The 22,125-nt window shown below is 42.6% G+C and carries 18 protein-coding genes and 1 pseudogene; 5 read left to right on the plus strand and 14 right to left on the minus strand.

The genetic code is table 11. The annotated features are described in order from the left end of the window. The 6 genes and pseudogenes from WBM49_RS03330 to WBM49_RS03355 form a co-directional block, all read right to left on the minus strand. Nucleotides 1-926: OstA-like protein (locus tag WBM49_RS03330; RefSeq protein ID WP_424370672.1), on the minus strand; the 926-nt coding region annotated here is incomplete at its 3' end. Nucleotides 927-1,036: 110 nt separating this feature from the next. After that, nucleotides 1,037-2,323 (minus strand): adenylosuccinate synthase, encoded by a 1,287-nt coding sequence (locus tag WBM49_RS03335; protein ID WP_424370646.1) that lies wholly within the window; start codon nt 2,321-2,323, stop codon nt 1,037-1,039. Nucleotides 2,324-2,340: 17 nt separating this feature from the next. Next, nucleotides 2,341-2,790 carry a Fur family transcriptional regulator gene (locus tag WBM49_RS03340; protein ID WP_424370647.1) on the minus strand — a complete coding sequence of 150 codons (450 nt, stop codon included), beginning with the start codon at nt 2,788-2,790 and terminating at the stop codon, nt 2,341-2,343. Between the two features lie 101 nt (nt 2,791-2,891). After that, nucleotides 2,892-5,099, minus strand: a complete 2,208-nt coding sequence (locus tag WBM49_RS03345) for a RelA/SpoT family protein (protein ID WP_424370648.1) — start codon at nt 5,097-5,099, stop codon at nt 2,892-2,894. A 41-nt stretch (nt 5,100-5,140) separates the two neighbouring features. Then, nucleotides 5,141-6,373, minus strand: coding sequence for a M48 family metallopeptidase (locus WBM49_RS03350; RefSeq protein WP_424370649.1), 1,233 nt, complete (start codon nt 6,371-6,373; stop codon nt 5,141-5,143). A 30-nt stretch (nt 6,374-6,403) separates the two neighbouring features. Next, a pseudogene (locus WBM49_RS03355) lies at nt 6,404-7,207 on the minus strand (TrmH family RNA methyltransferase). Nucleotides 7,208-7,278: 71 nt separating this feature from the next. Here WBM49_RS03355 and WBM49_RS03360 point away from each other — a divergent pair. Next, a complete protein-coding gene (locus tag WBM49_RS03360; protein ID WP_424370650.1) occupies nt 7,279-8,091 on the plus strand; it encodes a DUF6503 family protein in 813 nt (270 codons plus the stop codon). Between the two features lie 54 nt (nt 8,092-8,145). On the opposite strand, the gene WBM49_RS03365 is transcribed toward WBM49_RS03360, so the two are convergent. The 3 genes from WBM49_RS03365 to WBM49_RS03375 form a co-directional block, all read right to left on the minus strand. Beyond that, the gene (locus WBM49_RS03365; RefSeq protein WP_424370651.1) at nt 8,146-9,435 is read right to left on the minus strand and encodes an amidohydrolase family protein; all 1,290 of its coding nucleotides are present in this window, start codon (nt 9,433-9,435) and stop codon (nt 8,146-8,148) included. A gap of 10 nt (nt 9,436-9,445) precedes the next feature. Next, nucleotides 9,446-12,403, minus strand: coding sequence for an amidohydrolase family protein (locus WBM49_RS03370; protein WP_424370652.1), 2,958 nt, complete (start codon nt 12,401-12,403; stop codon nt 9,446-9,448). A gap of 128 nt (nt 12,404-12,531) precedes the next feature. Continuing rightward, nucleotides 12,532-13,617, minus strand: coding sequence for a DUF3810 domain-containing protein (locus tag WBM49_RS03375; protein WP_424370653.1), 1,086 nt, complete (start codon nt 13,615-13,617; stop codon nt 12,532-12,534). A gap of 53 nt (nt 13,618-13,670) precedes the next feature. Between WBM49_RS03375 and WBM49_RS03380 the strand changes: the two genes are divergently transcribed. After that, nucleotides 13,671-15,128: an aminoacyl-histidine dipeptidase gene (locus WBM49_RS03380; protein ID WP_424370654.1), complete on the plus strand. Its 1,458-nt coding sequence runs from the start codon at nt 13,671-13,673 to the stop codon at nt 15,126-15,128. 27 nt (nt 15,129-15,155) lie between these two features. Here the strand turns inward: WBM49_RS03380 and WBM49_RS03385 are convergent, their stop codons facing one another. The 4 genes from WBM49_RS03385 to WBM49_RS03400 all read right to left on the minus strand — a co-directional run bounded on the left by WBM49_RS03385 (nt 15,156) and on the right by WBM49_RS03400 (nt 18,851). Then, on the minus strand, nt 15,156-16,265 hold the full coding sequence (locus tag WBM49_RS03385; RefSeq protein WP_424370655.1) for a peptidylprolyl isomerase: 1,110 nt from the start codon (nt 16,263-16,265) through the stop codon (nt 15,156-15,158). Nucleotides 16,266-16,283: 18 nt separating this feature from the next. After that, a complete protein-coding gene (gene gldI / locus WBM49_RS03390) occupies nt 16,284-16,829 on the minus strand; it encodes a gliding motility-associated peptidyl-prolyl isomerase GldI (RefSeq protein WP_424370656.1) in 546 nt (181 codons plus the stop codon). Continuing rightward, entirely contained in the window at nt 16,826-17,842 is a 1,017-nt protein-coding gene (locus tag WBM49_RS03395; protein ID WP_424370657.1) for a DHH family phosphoesterase, read from the minus strand. Before WBM49_RS03395 ends, gldI begins: the two co-directional genes overlap by 4 nt. A gap of 253 nt (nt 17,843-18,095) precedes the next feature. Continuing rightward, nucleotides 18,096-18,851, minus strand: coding sequence for a carbonic anhydrase family protein (locus WBM49_RS03400; protein WP_424370658.1), 756 nt, complete (start codon nt 18,849-18,851; stop codon nt 18,096-18,098). A 331-nt stretch (nt 18,852-19,182) separates the two neighbouring features. Between WBM49_RS03400 and WBM49_RS03405 the strand changes: the two genes are divergently transcribed. The 3 genes from WBM49_RS03405 to WBM49_RS03415 all read left to right on the plus strand — a co-directional run bounded on the left by WBM49_RS03405 (nt 19,183) and on the right by WBM49_RS03415 (nt 21,761). Beyond that, on the plus strand, nt 19,183-20,070 hold the full coding sequence (locus tag WBM49_RS03405; RefSeq protein ID WP_424370659.1) for a YitT family protein: 888 nt from the start codon (nt 19,183-19,185) through the stop codon (nt 20,068-20,070). A 187-nt stretch (nt 20,071-20,257) separates the two neighbouring features. Then, a complete protein-coding gene (locus WBM49_RS03410; protein ID WP_424370660.1) occupies nt 20,258-21,292 on the plus strand; it encodes an alkaline phosphatase D family protein in 1,035 nt (344 codons plus the stop codon). A 49-nt stretch (nt 21,293-21,341) separates the two neighbouring features. Beyond that, on the plus strand, nt 21,342-21,761 hold the full coding sequence (locus tag WBM49_RS03415) for a nucleoside-diphosphate kinase (protein ID WP_424370661.1): 420 nt from the start codon (nt 21,342-21,344) through the stop codon (nt 21,759-21,761). A gap of 69 nt (nt 21,762-21,830) precedes the next feature. Here WBM49_RS03415 and WBM49_RS03420 read toward each other — a convergent pair whose 3' ends face one another. Then, nucleotides 21,831-22,124, minus strand: coding sequence for a DUF721 domain-containing protein (locus WBM49_RS03420; RefSeq protein WP_424370662.1), 294 nt, complete (start codon nt 22,122-22,124; stop codon nt 21,831-21,833). Between the last annotated feature and the right edge of the window lies 1 nt (nt 22,125).

Genomic DNA, 22,125 nt, shown 5'->3' on the forward strand with positions numbered 1-22,125 from the left:
TCGGGTTTACCCGTAACCATAAGGGTGTCCCCATGGATATAAAGCGAATCTTGTTCCACAAGGCTAATAGAAACAGCTCTTTTGGTAGCAAAGACGGAGTCCTTCGCTTTGTAGACCTCTGCATAGTGGGCTCTTATCACCCCATTGTTAATAGTATCGGTTACCTTAATATTATTGGTCGCAGAAGCAAATTCGCGCAGCTTGTTGAAATAAACACTGTCTCCTTCAATGATCCTGTTGTTGTAATTGATCCTGGTATTCTTTATTCCATAGCCGGTTTCCACCTTAGTATCGTAAAAACCTCGTTCACAATACAAGGTATAGGTGTCGCCAGTGATGGTAGAAGGCCCGTACATATAGGCATTTTTGGAGGTAGTGTAATAGTCCAGGTGGGCCGACTCTACCGTGTATTCTGGGTTTTTGATCTTCACACTTTGCAGGAACTGGTATTTTTTTGGTTCCATATAATAGCGCCCTATCTTGCTGGTAAGGGTGTTGGCAGAATCTACAATGGTCCCAATGTTATTGTAATACGATTCCTGGTTTTCCCTGTCAAAATAAAGGGTATCTGTTCTAAGGGTCATGTCTGTATTCTTCAGCACCACTTTATCCCAGGCCTTTGCCAGCTTCACATCCCCATCATAGTCTATCTTGCCGCTGGTCATCAGAACGGAATCTCCCTGCGTAAGCCTGATGTTACCAATGGCCTTTAATTTATTCTCTTTTTGATAAAAAATGGCAATGTCGCACCAAAGATCGGCGCCCTGATGTTCAAATTGCACTTGCCTGTCATCTTTGCTAAAAATAGAAGCACCGGGGTAGTTTACTTCGTCTTTGGTAAAATTGGCCCCGTATACAATATTGATCTGTCTTGGCTGGGGATCGGCATCCTGCGCACTGACCCAGTTAAGAGAAAGCAAGAGGATAAGTATGCAACGTATTCCTTTCAAGGGCAGAATTTTGACTAAAAATAGGATTTTTTAAAGCAGAAGGAACTTCTTTAATACAGTTTTAATAGTACTGAAAGGAAAATGCCTTAGGTTACCGCTACTTCCCTGTGGATGGTCTGCGTTCTGTCTGGCCCTACAGATACAATTTGGATGGGTACCTCTAAAGCCTCTTCCAGATACTCAATGTAGTCCAAAAGATTTTTTGGCAATTGTTCGGCTGAATTCATCTTCGTAAGATCTTGTTTCCAGCCTTTTAGCTCAGTGTAAACAGGGGTAACATTGCTGGCCTCAATATTGTAAGGGAGGTGGGAGATCTTTGATCCTTTATAGTGATAGGCCGTACATACTTTGATGGTTTCAAATCCGCTTAAAACATCAGATTTCATCATCATAAGATGAGTTACCCCGTTAATTTGTACTGCGTATTTTAGGGCAACCAGGTCTAACCAGCCGCACCGTCTTGGTCTTCCGGTGGTGGCTCCAAATTCATTGCCTACTCTGCCCATAGTTTCACCATCTTTATCGAATAGCTCAGTAGGGAAGGGGCCACTTCCTACCCGGGTGGTATAGGCTTTAAAGATCCCATATACTTTTCCAATTTGATTGGGGGCCACCCCTAAGCCGGTGCAAGCGCCGGCCGCGGTGGTATTAGAAGAGGTTACATAGGGATAGGTGCCAAAATCTATATCTAGTAAAGAACCCTGGGCGCCTTCTGCCAGGATCGCTTTTCCTTCTTTTTGGGCCTGGTAGAGATATTCCTCACTGTCTATAAAGGTGAGTTTTTTTAAGGATTCTATCGCAGAGAAGAAATCGGCTTCCAATTCCTGCAGGTCGTATTGTATGTCCACATCATAAAAATGGATCATGGCCTCATGCTTATCTGCCAAAGTGCGGTACTTATCCTTCCAGTTATCGAGTTCCAGATCTCCTACCCTCAGACCATTTCTCCCGGTCTTATCCATGTAAGTAGGGCCAATTCCTTTTAAGGTTGATCCTATTTTTGCCTTTCCTTTTGCGGTTTCCGAGGCGGCGTCTAACAACCGGTGTGTGGGCAATATTAGGTGTGCTTTCCGTGAGATTAACAGACGGGATTTTATATCTAAATCGAACTGTGCCAAATTGGCCAGCTCTTTCCGGAAGATCACAGGGTCTATAACTACCCCGTTACCTACCACGTTAATGGCTTCTTCATGAAATATACCTGACGGAATGGTATGTAAAACGTGTTTTATCCCATCAAATTCTAGCGTATGTCCCGCGTTGGGCCCTCCTTGAAAGCGTGCTATGATATCGTAATTATTAGTAAGTACGTCTACGATCTTACCTTTTCCCTCGTCTCCCCATTGAAGCCCTAGTAGTAAATCTACCGCCATGTATCTGTATTGGTTTGTTAGTTTGTTTTTTCTTTTTGGTTTCTGGTACCGTAAAAGTAGAGTGAATGATTATTTATTTTGATGTCGAATACCTCTTCTATTGTTTTTTTGATCGATTGAATACGAGGATCACAAAATTCTACGACTTCACCCGTATCTGTGAGGATCACATGATCGTGTTGTCTGTCAAAATACGACTTTTCATATTGGGCCTGGTTCTTTCCAAACTGATGTTTGCGAACCAATTTGCAATCGAGCAACAATTCGATGGTATTGTACAGTGTGGCCCTGCTCACCCGGTAGTTCTTATTCTTCATTTTAATGTAAAGCGATTCTATGTCAAAATGATTATCGCTCTCATAGATCTCTTGCAGAATGGCGTAGCGCTCTGGGGTTTTTCTATGCCCATTACCCTCCAGAAAGGCAGTAAATACGTTTTTAACGATCTCTTGATCCTTGTTTCCCATGATAGTAACTTAGGCTACTGGCCTGCTGCAAATGTACAGCTAAAAAAATAAAATCTAAGGACTTTTAAGTGCCGAAATTAAGGCTTTGATATGAGCTGGCATCAGCTTCTGCTCACTTTATCTATACCTTTTACCTGCTTGAGATTTTCAATCAATTTTTTGAGGATGGCCTTGTTTTTTACGACCACGGTAATCTTGCCCGAAAAGGTGCCACTGTCCGTATCGAAATTAAGATTCCTCATGTTCACGTGCATGTTATCTGAGATGATCTCTGTGATCTCATTGATGAGTCCAAGGTTATCTATCCCTGTTAGTTTTATCTCCGCGGTAAATTCTTCCTGGGTAGAATCTATCCACTTCGCACTGATGATCCTATAGGCGTAGTTAGACTGCAGGGAAATGGCATTGGGACAATTTTTTTTATGCACTTTAATTCCCTCATTCACACTAATAAATCCAAATACCTCATCTCCGGGAATAGGGTTACAACATTGAGAGAGCTTATACTCTAATTTCTCCTCTTCCTTTCCAAAGACCAGCATATCGTATTTGGAAGTGATCTCATCCTTGTCTATTTCCTCTGGGACGGGCTTTTTCCGCATTCTGTTCTTGAAAAAACTAATAAATGCGTTGTTGTAGGAAGAAGCAAAATCCTTGATCTTCTGATTGTCTATAGCCCCAATACCTACTCTGTAAAAAAGATCCAGACTGGTTTGTAACTTAAAATAAACCACCATTTTATTGATAGAATCTTCATTCAGGGTAACTTTTTGCGATTTTAATTTTCGCCTCAGAGTCTCTTTTCCCTCTGCAGCGATAGATTTTTTTTCATCTCTTAAGGATGCCCTGATCTTAGACCTTGCACGGGCCGTTGTAGCGTATTCTAACCAGTTTTGATTGGGTTTGGCATTGTCTGAAGTGATGATCTCTAACTGGTCGCCACTTTTTAATTCTGTACTCAGAGGTACTAATTTTCCATTCACCTTGGCTCCCCTGGTGCGCATGCCCACTTCGGTATGAATGGTAAAAGCAAAATCGAGCGGAGTGGCTCCTTTAGGGAGCGAAATTAGTTCCCCCTTAGGGGTAAAGACAAATATCTCCTTGGAATACAGATTGAGCTTAAATTCTTCTACAAAGTCCACCGCATTTCCGTTAGAGCTTTCGAGGGCCTCCTGCAACTTGTTGAGCCATTCTTCTATTCCCTGCTCTTTCTGATCCCCATGCTTGTATTTAAAATGGGCGGCATACCCTTTTTCCGCTATCTCGTGCATCCGTTGACTGCGGATCTGTACTTCCACCCAGCGACCCAAGGGCCCCATTACCGTTATATGCAGGGCCTCATAACCGGTAGACTTGGGAGAAGAGATCCAATCGCGCAAGCGAATAGGATTAGGAGTGAAATGATCCGTTACAATAGAGTAGATCTTCCATGCCAGGAATTTTTCGTTTTGCCTGTCTGACTGGTAGATGATGCGGATGGCAAATTTGTCGTAGATCTCATCATAGGACACATTCTGGGTATTCATTTTCCGGCGAATAGAAAAGATAGACTTCATCCGCCCCTTGATCTCATACGCTAAATTTTCTGTGTCCAGAGAGCCCTTGATGACCGAGGTAAAGTCATCGATGTATTTTAATTGCTCTTCTTTGGTATGCTCTATTTTCTTGAGAATATCATAGTAAACTTCGGGTTCTGTATACTTTAAACTGAGATCCTCCAGCTCTGTTTTAATATTGTAAAGGCCAATCCTATGGGCCAGTGGCGCATAGATATAAAGGGTTTCTGAGGCCAGTTTTACCTGCTTGTCCTCAGGCATGGAATCCATGGTGAGCATATTGTGGTAACGGTCGGCTATCTTGATGATGATCACCCGCACATCATCGTGCAGTGTGAGGAGCATTTTACGGAAATTCTCCGCCTGTTGGGAAATATTGGTATCCTTGTTTAGATGTGCAATTTTGGTGAGTCCGTCCACAATCCTGGCCACAGTCTCTCCAAAAAGGCGCTCAATATCATCCAGGGTATATTCCGTATCCTCTACAACATCGTGCAAGAGGGCAGAGGCAATAGATACCGCGTCTAAACCTATTTCTGATGCAACGATCTTGGCCACCGCAATAGGATGGAAAACATAGGCCTCACCAGATTTACGCCGCTGATTTTTATGGGCGTCTACCGCAACATCAAAGGCCGATCTGATCAGCTTTTTATCGTCCGCAGTCAGGGTTTGATAGCTAATACGAAGTAGTTCTTTGTATTGCTTCGCAATTTCGCGGTTCTCCTTATCTAGTACGGCTTCGCTCCTCATAACCTAAAATTACCACAATCTTTTGTAGTTACCAACAAAAATCATGCCTGCAGGTTCCTCACTCTGTTGATCAGAGGGGGGTGCGAATAGTGCATAAAAACGTATGCTGGATGGGGGGTAAGATTGCTTAGGCTATTACGGGAAAGTTTCTTTAAAGAGCTAATTAAAGGAGAAGCAGCAAAGGTGCTGCTCGCGTAATTATCTGCCTGGTATTCAAACTTTCTGGAAAGGTAATTCATGGCGAGTCCGGTGAGCTGTGAGATCGGACTGTAAAGAATGCCAAATCCGATTAGGGCCGCATGGAAGCTTGGGGTACTAACCCCTATAGACATGGATACTGCCGGGTTATTGATAAACAAGGACAAGACAAATAAAGTAACTCCCGTGAGTGCCACGGAAGCTATCAGGTTTACGATAATATGTTGCCTTTTGTAATGACCTACTTCATGTGCCAATACCGCGACGATCTCCTCTTCCTCAAGGTCGTGGATCAGGGTGTCATAAAGCGTTACTCTTTTTTCCTTACCAAAGCCCGAAAAGTAGGCATTGGACTTGGTAGACCTTTTGGAGCCGTCAATAACATAGATATTCTTTAATTCGAACCCCACTTTTTGTGCATAGCCCTGAATCTTCTCTTTTAGTCCGCCTTCTTCCAAAGGGGTCTGTTTATTGAAAAGAGGTACAATTAGTCGGCTGTAGAAAAGGTTCATAAAAATCGTAAAAACCGCGATAAGTCCCCAGGCGTATAACCAGAAATTGGTTCCTGTCCATTGAAAGAACCAGATCACAACAGATAAGATGCCACCTCCTATTATGGCTAACATGCCCCAGCCTTTGAGCTTATCAAGGAAAAAGAGTTTCCGGGTGCTCTTATTAAAACCGTATTCTTCCTCAATGACAAAGGTTTTATAATATGAGAATGGAGTGGTTATAAGATCGGTACCAAGCATAATAATACCAAAAAAAAGCAGCGCTTGCGGAATAGGGTGATCCGTGTAGCTACGCACCAGAGAATCTACCCATTCAAAGCCACCAAACCCCAAAAAACAGAGGGTGAGTACCAGGGAAAAAGAAGAGGTGATCAGCCCAAATTTATAATTAGTTTGTTTGTATTCCTGAGATCTGGCATAGGCTTCCCCATCATACACATCTAACAACTCCTGGGGAATGGGCTCCTTGAATTTCCTGGCATTCAGATAGTCCATCAGTGTTTCTATCAGGAACTCTGCAATAAGGATGATAAAAATTAAATAGTAAAGGGAGTTACTGCTCATAGGGACTATCAATTGGAGTACTATTATTAATTACGTTCGCTGGCGTTTGGCTTCAAAGATAAGAATTGCGGCAGAGACAGAGACGTTCATAGAATCTATGCATCCTTCCATCGGAATAATGATCCGTGCATCTGCCCGGGAAAGCCATGCCTCAGATAATCCTGTAGATTCTGTACCCACTACCAATGCAGTTGCCCCGGTATACTTGGCTGTTGAATAGGGCATAGAAGCAGATCAGGCGGCCGCGTATATATTAATTTTTCGTTCTTGTAAAAAGTTGATGATCTCAGAAGTAGTTCCCGTAGCCGTTTGGACCGTAAAAACACATCCAATGCTAGAACGGATGATGTTGGGATTGTAAAGATCACTTTTAGGATTGGCAATGATCACCGCATCCAGGCCCGCTGCGTCCGCAGTGCGTAACAAAGCTCCAATATTTCCCGGTTTTTCCGGCGCCTCTGCTACCAGGATCAACGGATTTTTTGGTAAGTCTAAGAGGTCCAGTCCATGTTTTTTGCCCCGGGCAATGGCGAGTACTCCTTCTGTTTTTTCGCGGTAGGCCAGTTTTTGATATACCTCTTTGGATATTTCAATGAACTCGGGTTGTGGCCGGGAGTCTTGTACCAAGATAACAGCTTCCTCCAAAGAGAAAAGATCCCTGAAAAAAAAGATAGACACTACATGGTAACCTCCTTTTAGGGCCATTTCCAATTCGCGTTTTCCTTCCACCACAAAAGTGCCTGTTTGGAGGCGTTCCTTCTTTTTCTCCTTTAACTGCATCAACTTTTTGATCAATGCATTCTGGGGGCTGGTTATGTGCTTTACTGCCTGCATAGGGGCAAAAATAGCGCAATCCGTAAACTTTGCTTAGAATATCCGACCTTTAAAATCAAAATAACATCAAAATGAATCAAAGAATAATCATAATTCTTCTCTGCGTGGTCTTTGCAGGATGTAGAGATGGAGTCAAAGCGCCAGATAGAGAAGCAGTAGCTGTAGATAATGAAATTACCCTTGAGTCGAGAACTTATCCCCCTCAACTTCAGAAAGTATTTAAGGTGCACGGAGGATTGGATTTATGGAAGCAACAACGAACGCTTTCGTACGAAATCCCTAAAAAATCGGGTATAGAGATTCACACCATAGATCTGTATTCGAGAGAAGATATTATAGAAGCAAGCGACTATAGAATGGGTTTTGACGGGAAGGATGTTTGGCTGTTAGACCCCGGAGGTACCTATCAGGGAGATCCTGTCTTTTATCACAATCTTATGTTCTATTTCTATGCAATGCCCTTTGTGCTCGCAGATGATGGGATTGAATATTTTGAAACCGAACCCCTGGTCTTTGAGAGAAAAGAGTATCCGGGCATAGGCATCCGTTATCAAAATGGGGTAGGAACTTCTCCGGAAGACGAGTACTATCTTCATTATGATCCCGATACGTACCAAATGGCCTGGCTAGGGTATACGGTGACCTATAGGACAGGGGAGAGATCGGACGATGTGCATTGGATTCGTTATGACGACTGGACGAACTTGGAGGGGATTGTCCTGCCAAAGTCGATCACCTGGCATCTTGTGGAAGAAGGAAAGATTGGAAAGGCCAGAAATACGGTAATTTTCGAGAGTATAGCATTGAGTAAGGAGGCGAAAGACAAGGACGTTTTTGCAAAGCCGGATGCAGCGGAAGTTAGACTACCGGTACAACCACAATAAAAAAGAAGCGAGGGAATTTGGAAAGTTCAAATTCCCTCGCTTTTTACGCACGTGCTATTGCCCGCTAAACTTGCCCATATAGCGTTTCCAGAGTTCTGTTTGGTGAGTTTCCAGAGAAAGTTCACGCCCGTCTATAAAGGCATGGGAAAGTTGATTTCCTCTCATATCCAACGCGTCGCCATCCGAAATAAAAAGGGTAGCGCTTTTTCCAACGGCCAGGGTGCCATACAGATTATCTATCCCTAGGATCTTTGCTGTATTTCCGCTGATAAGTTGCAAGGCTTTTTCTTTCTCAAGCCCTTGTCCAACCACTTGCCCGGCGTAAAAAGGAAGATTACGTGTTTGGAAATTTGAGGCATCCGCATTTTGAATTCCCACTAACAAGCCTGCATCTACCAATAGTTTTGGCAGTTTATAGGTAAAGTCGTAATCATCATCCGCAAAATCTGGTAGGGTATGGGTGTAATTTACCAGAATAGGAATGTTGTGTTTTTTAAGGAAATCAGTGATCCTGTGCGCGTGATAGCCACCCACTAATACCAGCTGTTGTACTCCTTCTTGTTTTAAGGAGGTTACTGCGTCAATGATCTGTTTTTCATCCTGTGCATAGACGTAGAGTCTTTTGCTGCCGTCAAAAATCCCTTGTGAAGCTTCAAAAGCCGGATTAATGCTCGCTGATTTTCCTTTGCCATAGGCGTGTGCGTTCCTAAGAAAGGCAAGGACCTCTTCTACTTGTTCGCCATATTGTTTGTTAGGCTGATATCCGCGATCTTCACCTAACCACCAGCGGCCTCTTCTGAAGGTATTTGGCCAGTTCAGGTGTATTCCATCGTCTACTTTTACGGCGGCATCTTCCCAGTTCCACGCATCGAATTGTACAATAGAAGAAGTTCCGGAGATGGTTCCTCCCTTAGGAGTAACCTGTCCAAGTAGTACCCCATTAGGACGCATACTCTCTACTACCTTAGATTCTGCATTATAGGCAATTAGACTGCGTACATGGGGGATCATGCCACCAATTTCATCCTGGTCATCACTGGCCCTCACCGCATTCACCTCAATAAGGCCAAGCGATTTTCCTGGCGCTATAAATCCCGGATAAAGATGCTTTCCAGCGGCATTGATCACCTTACCTTCTGGCGATATGCCACTGCCCAAAGCGGTGATTTTACCATCGGTAAAAATGAGCGTACAATTATCTACCACAGTGCCATCGCCAATATGAGCGGTAACACCGGTTATGGAGATGGTTTCGGTCTGTGCCGGGGCCGGGGTTTGTTGCCCAAATCCCGTTGGTACAGATCCTATGAGGAGGGCAACTAGTGTATATATTATTTTTTTCATGTCTTTTGAATTATAAACTGTCACAATTGAATCGTTCTTTTTTTCGCTGAGTTGGGGGCTTCATTTTACTGCCACCATCCTTTTCAGCCACCATCATTTTCACTAACTCACCGCGCTCTTTTTTGATAGACTCTCGCAATGCCTTGTCTTGTTCAAGATCAAAATAGGTAGTTCCCTGGATGATGGTTTTTTCAGCCTTGGCATAGACAGACAGCGGATGTGCATTCCACAGCACCAGATCGGCTTCTTTACCTTCTTTGATACTTCCAACACGTTCATCTATATGTAACAATTTGGCTGGATTAATAGTTACCATCTTCCAGGCCTCTTCTTCAGACACGCCACCGTATTTTACAGTTTTACCGGCCTCCTGGTTGAGACGTCTGGACATTTCGCCATCATCACTGTTAATGGCCACCGTAACGCCCTGACTGGCCATAATGGCTGCATTGTATGGGATAGCATCTTTTACTTCATATTTATAGGCCCACCAGTCGCTAAAGGTTGAACCTCCCACACCATGAGCGGCCATTTTATCAGCAACTTTATATCCTTCCAGGATATGGGTGAACGTATTCACTTTAAAACCAAATTTATCGGCCACCTTCATTAACATATTGATCTCGCTTTGAACATATGAGTGACAACTAATAAAGCGCTCCCCATTTAAGATCTCTACCAGTACTTCCATTTCTTCATCGTAGCGGAAGGCTTTGCCACTTTTTTTCAGGGCATCGTATTCCTTGGCTCGCTGAAAATAGTTTACAAAGACCTGTTCAACCCCCATTCTGGTTTGAGGAAAGCGATCATAGCTTTCCCAGTTACTCTGTTTTACATTTTCACCAAGAGCGAATTTTATGAATTTAGGAGAATTCTCAAAGACCAGCTTATCTGCAGACTCCCCCCATTTGAGTCGGAGTATGGCCGAACGGCCCCCAATGGGATTTGCAGAACCGTGCAGTAATTGAACGGTGGTAACGCCACCCGCAAGGTTGCGATAGAGGTCTATGTCTTCAGGATCTATGACGTCGGTCATTTTTACTTCGGCGGAAGAATTCTGTCCGGATTCATTGATAGACAGGCCGGCAATATGGCTGTGTTCATCAATGATGCCTGCTGTAAGGTGTTTTCCGGTCGCATCGATTACCTGGGCATTGCCAGGGCTTAGATCCTTTCCTATTTTGGAGATCTTACCATTTTTAACCAGTACATCCGTATTTTCTAGGACCCCTGCCGCTTCACTCGTCCAAACTGTGGCATTTTTAAAGAGCATGTCCCTGGAAACCTGTTTTTGAGCATATCCATAACCTACGTTTGGATAGGTCACGGGCAACACTCTGGGTGCCTCTTTCTCAGATCCGTTTTCTTCTGTGGTTTTTTCCGAAGGTCCTGCTGTGCGCGTGGCGGTAAATGAACCATCCCCTCCATTGGGCAGTAATAGCCTTCCATTAAAATTATCATCACCTGGAGTAACGCGAGCCGTCATTCTATAGGTTTCCTTCTGCTCGGAATTGAAAGTCAGCGTGATCCAGTCGCTGTCATACTTAAAAGTGGAGCTTAGCTTCACCGTGTCTAGCGTAACTTCTGCCTTTGGTTTAGCAGGTTCACCACTTAACGAAAGTACATAGGTGGTACCTCCCGCTGCAAGCTTATAGGTGCCTCTGATATCTTTTTGGTCCATAGGATTTACAATGTTCTTCTGTCCCTGAACCCAATTCTCGTAAAGGGTGGTCTCCTTGTCGAACAGATTCCCGGAGGTGACCAGGAAATTTGCGTATCGACCGGTTTGCAAACTCCCAATTTCATTCGATTTGCCAAGTAAGGATGCCGGAGTGATGGTCAGGGCTTCTAATGCCCGGGTTTCGGACAAACCATATTCAATGGCCTTCATTACTTTTTCCTTTAGGTTAGCCGGACTCTTCAATTCGTGTAAAGTGAAGCTGAAAGAGATACCATTATCTGCCAATACTTTCGGATTTGAAGGCGCCTGGTTCCAAAAACGCATATCCTTTAAAGCCACAAAATCTGCCTGATAAGGATCTGAAACATCCATGGCGTCCGGGAAATTGATCGGGATGATTAGCGGAGCATTGGTTGCTTTGATGTCATTGATGTTCTCAAATTCGTTACCCCCGCCAAGGATGGCATATTGCTTGCCAAACTCATCTCCAATCTTATCGGCCCGAATAACATTACCGGCATTACCGGCATCAAAGATCTGTACCATGTTGTTGTTTGCCAATAAGGCTTCAAGCGATCTGTCTTTGGTAGCTACATTGCCTTTTTGATACCAGGAGGCATCATAATACATCTGGCGTAACAATGCCATCGATCCCATGAGGGAAGAAGGGTAGGATTGTCTTTTTAAAACACTTTTAGTAAAAGAGAAATACTGAGAAGATCTGTCGTCCAGGATTCGCTCCGCATCATTTCCTTCGGCTTTCAGGGCAATAAGAACGCCTGTGCCCCGGGCAATACCATCCTGAATATGGGAATTAACAACGCCAAAACCTGCTTCTCTCAGGGCTTTTGCACTTTTATCGTCGTATTTAAATTCGGTAATGGCATCTGCCTCCGGCATTATATGATCGTTCCAGTAAAAGCCTTCTCTGGTAGGGTCGTATTGGGGTGATCTGCCACCGCCAGAAGGCCTTTTGGGTTGATCTACGCCAAAAGTAGAGTACACATCAATAAAGGAGGGATAGATGTATTTTCCATTGAGGTCTACCTGAACTGAATTAGAAGGAATACTTACGGAAGTACCCACCGCTACTACTTTCCCGTCTTTTATCAATAGTGTCCCTTTATCAATAATCTGGGTAGGGGTCACATAGATCTTGGCATTGGTAAGTGCGGTATAATTGTTATTTTCTGCTTTAACCCCGTTATTCTTCGGAAAATAATCCTGAGAAAGTAAAGGAGTAGTGCACAGCCAGCATGCGGCGAGCACAAGGAGTCTCCATTTCATATACTGTTAGTTTTTATGTTAGCGGCCTAAAAATAACCAACTAGACAGAACTGATGACGTATTAACCTTAATTTAACACTTGAGGAAAGGGCTAATTTGTAAGCTCTGTCTACTAACCAAAAACAAGATCAAAGCGGATTCTCCTGATGGTAGGCAACCAGTAGCCCCACCACCAGACTATAGCTCTTAATTCCTGCCGACTGATTGTTCGCTTTTAAAAAGGAGTTGTAAAATATTTTAAAAAATGGTTCCAAAGGATTTTCGTAGGAGACCCAGAACCTGTTTAATTCCTCGTAGTCTTTTTGTACCCCCCTATGCACCTGGCTGTACAATTCCTTGAATTGTTCTTCATCCTGGGTTCTTATTTCCGCTAAACAATAGCTAAGTGCATAGGATAGCGCTGCATATCTAATGTATTGATCTTCATTGTTGAGGGCCGCCAAATACCCAATAAAATTAGCTTCATTCTCCGCGGCATACCCCATTTGGTGCCCTATCTCATGGCAACTCACCACGGGAAAGCGGGAGATGGGGATCTTTTGGTTCACCTGGGATTCCAGGGTAAAAGGATTAAGATACCCGCCATACCCCATATAGGTTAACAACAAACTGTAAAGAGATCCTTTGATGCTTGGGTTTTGATAGTGAAAATTGGGTAGCTGAGAATTGAGTCGATCAAAGCCTTGTGCCGTTTTTTTAAAGATCTCCGTATGCGAATACGGAATGGTAACCTGAACGGTATCCATTATGGATACGCTGCTATGAGCTGTATTGGTTTTTTTTACCAACACCCTGGTAAAATCGGATAGTTCTTGTGTGGTATAGGTTGCATTCAGTGCCAGCGTCTTGTAAATAGGTTGCCGGTAATAATTAAGCCCCCAAAGCATATGGAAGGAGAAATAGGCAATGGCGCTCACTACCAGGATGTCCCTTATAAACGGCAAAGGTTTCAGTCGTATGCGTAGTCTATTCTTGTAGATATACCGTACCGCGATCACTACCAGTAAGGCATAAAGGACATCGCCCAGCGAAAAAGGTATCCATCCATAAAGCCAGCGCAAGGCATCTGAGATATAAGGATACAGCCCTGTACTGTAATATTTCTCAACCAACTCTGGCTGATTTTTGATCCATTTTATGGCGAGAATTTGAACGATCAATGAAAGTGCAATGCCATTCTTAAAACGGTAGTTCATGGCGATAAAAATACCCAATTTTATGGGTATGTTCTATTGGTCTCCGTATTTTTGATCCTTAAATAATTTGTATGGAACAAGAAGTACGTCTACTGGAGCCAAGTGTGGTGTGGAAAAATTTTGCAGATCTCAATGCAGTACCCAGACCATCAAAGAAAGAAGAACGCGTCATCGCTTTTATGGAGAACTTCGGTTCTTCATTGGGCCTTGAGACATTTAAAGATGCCGTTGGGAACGTCATTATCAGAAAACCTGCTACCCCAGGTATGGAGTCTAAGAAAACGGTGGTCCTGCAATCGCATCTAGACATGGTGCATCAAAAAAATAATGATATGGTGTTCGATTTTGATAAGGAAGGAATACAGATGCATGTGGTAGGCGATTGGGTAAAGGCAAGGGGTACTACCCTTGGAGCCGACAATGGCATGGGTGTAGCGGCCATCATGGCCCTGCTAGAAAGCAATTCTATTCCTCATCCTCCGTTGGAAGCCTTGTTTACCATAGATGAAGAGACGGGGATGACAGGAGCCAAAGGCTTGCAGCCCGGAGTGTTAAAAGGGGAGATCTTATTAAACCTGGATACGGAGGAAGACGATGAAATAGACATTGGATGCGCCGGCGGGATAGACATAACGGCCGAAGGAACTTACCAGGAGAGCAAGCTGCCAGTGGGTAGTTTGGGATTCCGACTTACGGTAAACGGACTCAACGGCGGACATAGCGGGATTGAGATACACCTTGGCCTTGGAAATGCGAACAAGATCATGAACAGGTTGTTATATGCAGCATCTGAAGCAGGTGAGATAGGTATTGTACAAATAGCCGGCGGCGGTCTTAGAAATGCCATTCCCAGGGAAAGTGTAGCGCATTTTGGGATCAATTCCGGGCATGAAGAAGTCGTGAATGCCATAGAAGAGATGAGTAGGGAAATACAAGAGGAATTGTCTGTGAGAGAGCCTAAACTAAAGATTGAACTTCTGGAGGAAAAGATTGAAGGAGCAAGTATGGAAAAGAACGCTCAAAAAAGCTTACTAGCGGCGCTTTACGGTGTCCATAATGGGGTATTTGCCATGAGTGCCGCCCTAGATGGCCTGGTAGAAACCTCCAATAACCTGGCCCGGGTTGAGGTGGGTCAGGGTAGTATAAAAATAGGATGCCTTACCCGTTCTTCTGTAGAATCCGGAAAATTTGATCTGGCTCATAGCATTAAAAGCGTATTTCAACTGGCGGGCTACAAGGTAAGTTTGAGCGGTGACTATCCCGGGTGGAGCCCTAACCCAAATTCTAAAATCCTGACAATATTGAAAACGCAGTACGAAAAACTATTCAAAGAAACACCGGAGGTAGTTGCCTGCCACGCGGGTCTGGAATGTGGTATTTTAGGGAGTCACTATCCCAATATGGACATGATCAGCTTTGGGCCCACCATTAAAGGTGCGCACTCTCCCGATGAGCGGGTGCAGATCTCTTCGGTCAGGAAATTTTGGAAGTTCCTTCAGGTGATTCTTACCGAGATCCCCAATAAATAATAAAAGCCCGCAATTGCGGGCTTTTATTTATTCGGTTGCCAGATCTACTATTTCCAGATCGAAGACCAAATTGGCGTTGGGGGGAATAGGTCCGCCGCCTTGTTGCCCATAACCTAAATGGGGTGGGATAAATAGTCGCACCTTGTCTCCCACTTTCATATTCATCAATCCTTCTTTAAAACCGGGGATTAACCTGGCCTCCGGACTAAAATCCATAGGAAAGGGTTCATACCCTCCGCCAATCTTGCGCTCTTCATCATATACTTTATAGTTTCTGGCCACTTCCTCATAATTACTGTCGAATAAAGAACCATCCTCTAAATATCCTGCGTAGTTCACTAATACTTTCTGACCAACTTTGGGCTTCTCTCCACTGCTCTCTTTTAAGATCAACATTTTAAGACCAGAGGGTAACGCCTCTAAAGAATTCTTTTGAGATATCATTTCTTTTGCAAAATCTTCCTTCATCTTCTGCATAGCAGCTATCTCTGCCTCTTCTGCGGCAAAGTAATCGCTCATAACCTTAACGGCATCGAAATTTTTGGCCTCTTTCCCGTTGCGGATGATCTCTACCGAATTCATGACGACATCTACAACAGGTTTGTCCTTGGCAGCTGTCTTTGTAACGCCTATAGAATCTACTACATCAATGCCTTCCATTACTTCACCAAATACAGTGTGTACCCCATCTAACCAGGGAGTTTCCTTCAAGGTAATAAAAAACTGACTACCGTTGGTTTTAGGTCCCCCATTGGCCATGGAGAGAATGCCCGCTTTATCATGTCTGAGAGAATCCACAAACTCATCTTTAAACCTGTATCCCGGATTACCTGTCCCCGTGGCAGTAGGATCTCCTCCCTGTATCATAAAATCCTTCATCACCCTGTGAAAAGTGAGTCCGTCAAAATATTTTTTTTCCTTGTACTCCTCACTTACAAAGGGACTTGTTCCTTCTGCGAGGGTAATAAAATTGGCTACGGTCACTGGGGTTTTATCATGTTCCAATTTTACGATAATGTCGCCTTCACTGGTTTTGATATCAGCAAAGATGCCATCCCCAAGATGGGTGTATTGGCTAGATTTACATCCGCTGATCAAGATTAGCATAGCGGTAAGCAGTAGATAGGTATTTTTCATTGTTGTTACTTTTTATTCTTAATTAGTAATGATATTTGGTTCAATAGTCAGTAGCGTAACCGTTGCTTTCAAAGGTACATTTACGCCAATTTTGTTCTTATCCCCGGGATATCCGTAACCCAAAGAAGAAGGAAAGAGAAAAGTTGCTTTTTCACCCTCCTTTAAAAGTTTAATACTGGAACGCAGCCCAGGAAATAGTTCCTGCTTGTCAACCTTATAGATCTGAAGACCAATTTCTTGTTCACTGTAAATGGTATCATTGTTAAAAGTGAAAAGCGCATAGGTAAAACGCACAATGTCGTCCGTTTGTGGGGTATAGGTTGCTACCTCATTTTTTAGATCGTAATAATAACGGCTGCCGTCTGAGGTGGCCAGGTAGGTATGGAGACTGTCTTTCTGAATGATCTCCTGCATCAATTGCTCTTCTGAAGCCAGGAGTTGTTTATTTCTCTCCACAGATTCCTTCATAAAGGAACCAGAATTTACCTTGACAGGTTTACGGGGTTCCGGGCCCTTACAGGCCATAAGACTTATGAAAAGAAACAGTAGCGCAAATTTTTTCATGCCAATAATGCGTTTTTATGTTGTTCCAACAAGGATCTGAAATAGTGGACGGTTTCTTCCATGCTCTTATTGCTTTTTCCCCCGGCAGCATTGGTATGTCCGCCCCCTTCAAAATAGCTGCGGGCAAATTCGTTCACTGAGAAATTGCCTTCCGATCGGAAAGAGATTTTTATGATCCTTTCTTCTTTATTTTCGATAAAAATGACGGCGAACCTGATGCTTTCCAGCGTAAGTCCGTAATTCACAAAACCCTCGGTATCTCCTTTTTTAAATTGATGGGTGTCTAATTCTTCCTGACTCAGCGTTATGTAAGCGGTGCGAAATTCAGGAAGTATCACCATATTCTTCAGGGCACACCCCAGTAGATGCAATCTGCTGGCGGTGTTTGTATCAAATATATTCTTGTGTATCTCCGAGTTCTGCGCTCCTTTATCAATCAGGGTGGCTACCACCCTGTGTGTTTTTCCCGTGGTTGAAGCGTATTTAAAGGAGCCGGTGTCTGTTACAATACCTGCATACAGACAGTTGGCCATATCTTCTGAAATAAGCTCTATGCCCCCTAATGCGGCAATCATATGGAAAATCATCTCACAGGTAGAAGACATAGTCACATCAGAATACATGATGGAGGCATAGGCTGCCGGACTATGATGATGGTCTACCATTACAAAGGTAGCGGAGGCATTTTTCACCGCTTCCTCCATATGTCCTATTCTGCTGAGCTCATTAAAGTCGACCGTGAAAATCACCGTGGCGGTTTCCAAGCTCTTAACTGCGGTATCATTATGTTTCTCAAAATTGATAACCTCATTGGTTCCCGGCATCCATTTTAAGAATTGGGGATAATCATTTGGGGCAATCACAACACTACTGTGCCCGGTGGCTTGTAAATAGAAGTTCAGGGCCAGGGCAGCTCCTATTGCGTCGCCGTCCGGGTTCTTATGGGGAATGATCACTATTTTCTGGGGACTACTAAGCAGGGTTTTCAGTGACCCAACATCGGCTGATTTCATGGGTGCAAAGATACAATTTAATACAAATTTCAATTGCCTAAGAAGGAATAAACCTATATAAGACTATAAGAAATAATTGATTAGTGATTTTTGGATTTGACTATTTTAGTCTATTTCCATCATGGTGTTGTAAGTAGATAGGTAAGATCTTTTTGTGGAACACAATACCAATTCTTTCAAAAGAATTGACTCAACCTACTTTAAAAAAATTAAGACCCACCTCTTTGCGAGGCAGGTCTTATCTGAACTTTTGTTAGTTTATAAAATTGACAACCCCAGTATCCATATCATAAACAGCACCTTTGATATCGATTTCTCCGTTCTCTACCATCGTCTTGATCAACTCACTATGTTTGACAATTTGTTCCATGGCGATACGAACATTGTTTTCACTTACTTCATGAACAAATAGTCTGTTTTTGGAATTTTTCGGACCTTGGGAGACATTAGATATCGTAATAGCCGGTTTAATGTTTGTTAGCATTTTTGTAATATTCCCCAGTTCGGCACCATCGATAGCGGCGTGTATAGCACCGCAATTTTCATGGCCTAAGACAAGGATCAATTTTGCACCCGCAACTTTGGTTGCAAATTCCATACTTCCCAAAATATCGTCATTCACAAAATTTCCGGCTACCCGTGCTACAAAAATATCACCGATTCCTTTATCAAATACATCTTCTACCGGTACGCGGCTATCAACACAGGACAATACGATGGCCTTTGGAAATTGAGCATCAGCACTCTCGCGGATTTGAAAAGAGTGATCCCTTGCGGTAAGATCACTTCGGACGAACCTTTCATTCCCCGCTCTTAAGCTTTCAAGCACCTCTTCCGGAGTTAAGGCGTCCTGTTCTTCTTTTGTTAAAACCGTTTCTACTCGAATTTGATTCCTGTTAATTTTTACAATCCCTGAATTTTCGTTCTTCAAATTTGTTGACTGCCCAATAACTGTAGTTGATATAGCCATTGTAAGGCAGAGACCTAAGGCGTTAAATGCTGATTTCATAATTGAAAGATTTAAATTATTTCAGGACCAAATTTATAACTCAAAAATCAGATTAATACTATTACTATTCACAAAAAATAGTTAAACTATTAATACTTGAAAGTAATACTATTATTTTTGTCTAACGAATTCTCTTAAGAACAAGATTGAAAGTCTAACTTTGAAAAAATTAATTGATTTTATGGGTAGAGCAATTTAGAAGTGACTGAACAATCCAAGTTTGTTTCATTTGGCTTCAGGGCAGTTATAAAAGCTAAGACTCAGCCTATTTTTTATGTAAACATATGTAATAAAGGATATTATCTAATCAACCAATCAAATGCAAATAACAATGAAAAAATATTCTTCTGAATTTTTCCAAATAGGAGTAGGGGTATTACTAGCCAGTTTAGGACTCAAAGTTTTTTTACTTCCGAATGGTTTCCTGGATGGAGGCGTAACCGGTATAGCCATTCTATTGAGCGAATTATACGGATTTAATATTTCCGTCATTCTTATAGCGGTAAGTCTTCCTTTCCTTGTTATGTCATGGTTTACGCTATCGAGGAGAATAACAATAAAGTCGGTCGTAGCCATTATTTCACTGGCGATTGTAGTACATTTTGAAAATTTCACCCCGGTTACGGACGATAAACTCTTAATTTCCATTTTCGGCGGACTATTCTTAGGTGCAGGTATTGGGTTGACCATAAAAAATGGTGCAGTGCTGGATGGTTCTGAGATTCTTGGAATATTTGCAAATAAACAATTTGGCTTTAGTATCGGAAAAGTAGTCTTATTCTTTAATCTGATCTTATTTAGTATTACCGCCATTTCTATTTCGTTAGAAACAGCGATGTATTCAACCCTTACCTTCCTTGTAACTGCTAAAATTATCGATTTGACCATTGAAGGGTTTGAGGACTATGTTGGTTTAATGATAGTATCCGATGATTCCAATACTATTGAAGAACAGCTTATAGGTGTTATAAAAACGGGAACAACTCTCTACAGGGCATCAAAAGGTTATGGAAAACGCGGCGCACGTAAGGAAAGGGATATAATACATACGGTAATTAATAGAATTGACATAAGAAGGACCTACAGGCTGATAGAGGATATTGATAAAAATGCATTTATAATCGAATTCGATGTGAATAATATTAAAGGAGGTTTACTTAAGGAATATTTGAATAAAGAAAATATCAAAAACCTCTTGCCAACCTGGAAACTGGACTAAGAGTTTTAACGCTTTCTCAATAACTCTAGGCGTCATAATTATTTGGCGAAGCAAAAGTATTAGATTCAGAGATTTCTCCTTTTGTATATATTTCAATGAAAATTCTTGTTATAAGGCTTAATTTTTGCACTTCTTACTGGATTAGCTCTCAATTCTTTTATTTTTAAGTTTTTAAATGTATTTCTCCATGAACTATTCCAACCACTTCTGCCTCGGCATATTTGTTGTTTTATTTATCAGTTGTAAATCTGGGCAAGTCCCGGAACAGCCACAGCGCTCGCAGGATTCTTTCACTATTGCCTTTGGTTCCTGTAATAAACACACGGTAAAGAACCACCTTTGGGATGATGTGCTGGCGGCGAAGCCAGATGTTTGGATATGGGGTGGTGACATTGTTTATGCCGATACTGATAAGGCTTCAGAAATTGCGCGTATGTTCGATATTCAGAAAGAGATTCCAGGCTACAAGGCTATTTGTGAACAAATGCAGGTGATAGGTACCTGGGACGATCATGATTACGGACTAAATGACGGAGGGGAAGAATTTGCATCGAAAGCCGCCAGTGAGCAGGTATTCCTCGATTTTATGGATGTTCCTTTGGATAGCCCTCGCAGAGAACAGCAAGGAGTTTACACAAGTCATACCTATGATCTTCCCGAGGGATCTGTAAAGATATTGGTTCTGGACACTCGCTATTTCCGATCGGCTTTAACCCCATCAACGGACAAGAGTAAACGCTACCAACCCGGCACTTACGGAGAAGGAACAATGTTAGGGGAGGCACAATGGGCCTGGCTGGAGGAGGAATTACGGAATTCTAAAGCCAACTTTAATATTCTTATAAGTAGTATTCAGTTCTTGTCTAGCCAACACGGGTTTGAGACCTGGGGAAATTTCCCTCATGAAGTGGATAAGTTAAATAATCTCATTGAAGAATCGGGTGCTGAGGGGGTAATAGTTTTATCGGGAGATCGTCATATCTCAGAATTTTCTAAAATAACTTTACCCGGGCTTTCCTATCCGCTGATCGATTTTACAAGCAGCGGCTTAACTCATGTGTATGCGAGTTATTCAGGGGAACCAAATCCATATAGAATAGGGGAGGTGATCGCAGAAAAAAGCTTTGGACTGCTTATCCTAAATATATCATCTAATGAAGTGCATATGCAAATGGTGGGGGACCATGGTAAAGTGCTCAATGAGTTAACACAACAGTATTAATGTTGTGGGTTGAGGTCAGAAAGTGTATTTTTGCCGAAAATTTTTAAGAATGACATCAAAAAGAACATTTACCATGATCAAGCCCGATGCGGTTGAGAATGGCCATATAGGAGCTATTTTGGAAAAGATCACCTCCGCGGGCTTTAAGATCATAGCCATGAAATACACTCAGTTAAGCAAACGCGATGCACAAGAATTCTACGCGATTCACAAAGAACGTCCTTTCTATGGGGAATTGGTGGCCTTTATGACCAGAGGACCAATTGTAGCGGCTATCCTGGAGAAAGACAACGCGGTGGAAGACTTTAGAGCACTGATAGGCGCTACCAATCCTGCTGAAGCGGCCGAAGGAACGATTCGGAAGTTATTTGCAAAAGATATTGGGGAGAATGCTGTACACGGTTCAGATAGCGATGAAAATGCTGCCATTGAAGGAGCTTTCCATTTTTCCGGAAGAGAGATATATTAACAGATATTGCCCTATATAATTTAAAGGACCTTCTCCGGAAGGTCCTTTTTTTTGTTTCTCAGCATGTTATTAGCGAAGCACGATCTTTGAAACTATTTCGCGCCCCAACTCTTCATTGATCAAGGCGATAATTTTTGATTTACCATGACTTAATTCTTCCCTGAGAACAGAGGATGAGAGCGAAACAAAAAGTGTGCTGTTTTGCAGGTCAATGGCCGTGGTATAGTTATTTACGCCATTTCCCATAAGAGATACCCAGGCTTCTTTTACCAATACCTTGTCTATGCCTTTCTGTAACTTATTGGTGGAAATAAATTCTTGCAAGCCTTCACCCAGTGATATGTTGTTCTTTTTTCGGACCACC

The sequence above is a fragment of the Muriicola sp. genome (assembly GCF_049669965.1).
In the GTDB taxonomy this organism is placed as follows: domain Bacteria; phylum Bacteroidota; class Bacteroidia; order Flavobacteriales; family Flavobacteriaceae; genus Muriicola.

Bases quoted from the DNA above. Each gene is read 5' to 3' on its own strand.
- WBM49_RS03340 (WP_424370647.1), bottom strand. From the start codon at position 2,790: ATGGGAAACAAGGATCAAGAGATCGTTAAAAACGTATTTACTGCCTTT.
- WBM49_RS03335 (WP_424370646.1), bottom strand. From the start codon at position 2,323: ATGGCGGTAGATTTACTACTAGGGCTTCAATGGGGAGACGAGGGAAAA.
- WBM49_RS03345 (WP_424370648.1), bottom strand. From the start codon at position 5,099: ATGAGGAGCGAAGCCGTACTAGATAAGGAGAACCGCGAAATTGCGAAG.
- WBM49_RS03350 (WP_424370649.1), bottom strand. From the start codon at position 6,373: ATGAGCAGTAACTCCCTTTACTATTTAATTTTTATCATCCTTATTGCA.
- WBM49_RS03360 (WP_424370650.1), top strand. From the start codon at position 7,279: ATGAATCAAAGAATAATCATAATTCTTCTCTGCGTGGTCTTTGCAGGA.
- WBM49_RS03365 (WP_424370651.1), bottom strand. From the start codon at position 9,435: ATGAAAAAAATAATATATACACTAGTTGCCCTCCTCATAGGATCTGTA.
- WBM49_RS03415 (WP_424370661.1), top strand. From the start codon at position 21,342: ATGACATCAAAAAGAACATTTACCATGATCAAGCCCGATGCGGTTGAG.
- WBM49_RS03400 (WP_424370658.1), bottom strand. From the start codon at position 18,851: ATGAAATCAGCATTTAACGCCTTAGGTCTCTGCCTTACAATGGCTATA.
- WBM49_RS03385 (WP_424370655.1), bottom strand. From the start codon at position 16,265: ATGAAAAATACCTATCTACTGCTTACCGCTATGCTAATCTTGATCAGC.
- gldI (WP_424370656.1), bottom strand. From the start codon at position 16,829: ATGAAAAAATTTGCGCTACTGTTTCTTTTCATAAGTCTTATGGCCTGT.
- WBM49_RS03410 (WP_424370660.1), top strand. From the start codon at position 20,258: ATGAACTATTCCAACCACTTCTGCCTCGGCATATTTGTTGTTTTATTT.
- WBM49_RS03380 (WP_424370654.1), top strand. From the start codon at position 13,671: ATGGAACAAGAAGTACGTCTACTGGAGCCAAGTGTGGTGTGGAAAAAT.
- WBM49_RS03405 (WP_424370659.1), top strand. From the start codon at position 19,183: ATGAAAAAATATTCTTCTGAATTTTTCCAAATAGGAGTAGGGGTATTA.
- WBM49_RS03395 (WP_424370657.1), bottom strand. From the start codon at position 17,842: ATGAAATCAGCCGATGTTGGGTCACTGAAAACCCTGCTTAGTAGTCCC.
- WBM49_RS03370 (WP_424370652.1), bottom strand. From the start codon at position 12,403: ATGAAATGGAGACTCCTTGTGCTCGCCGCATGCTGGCTGTGCACTACT.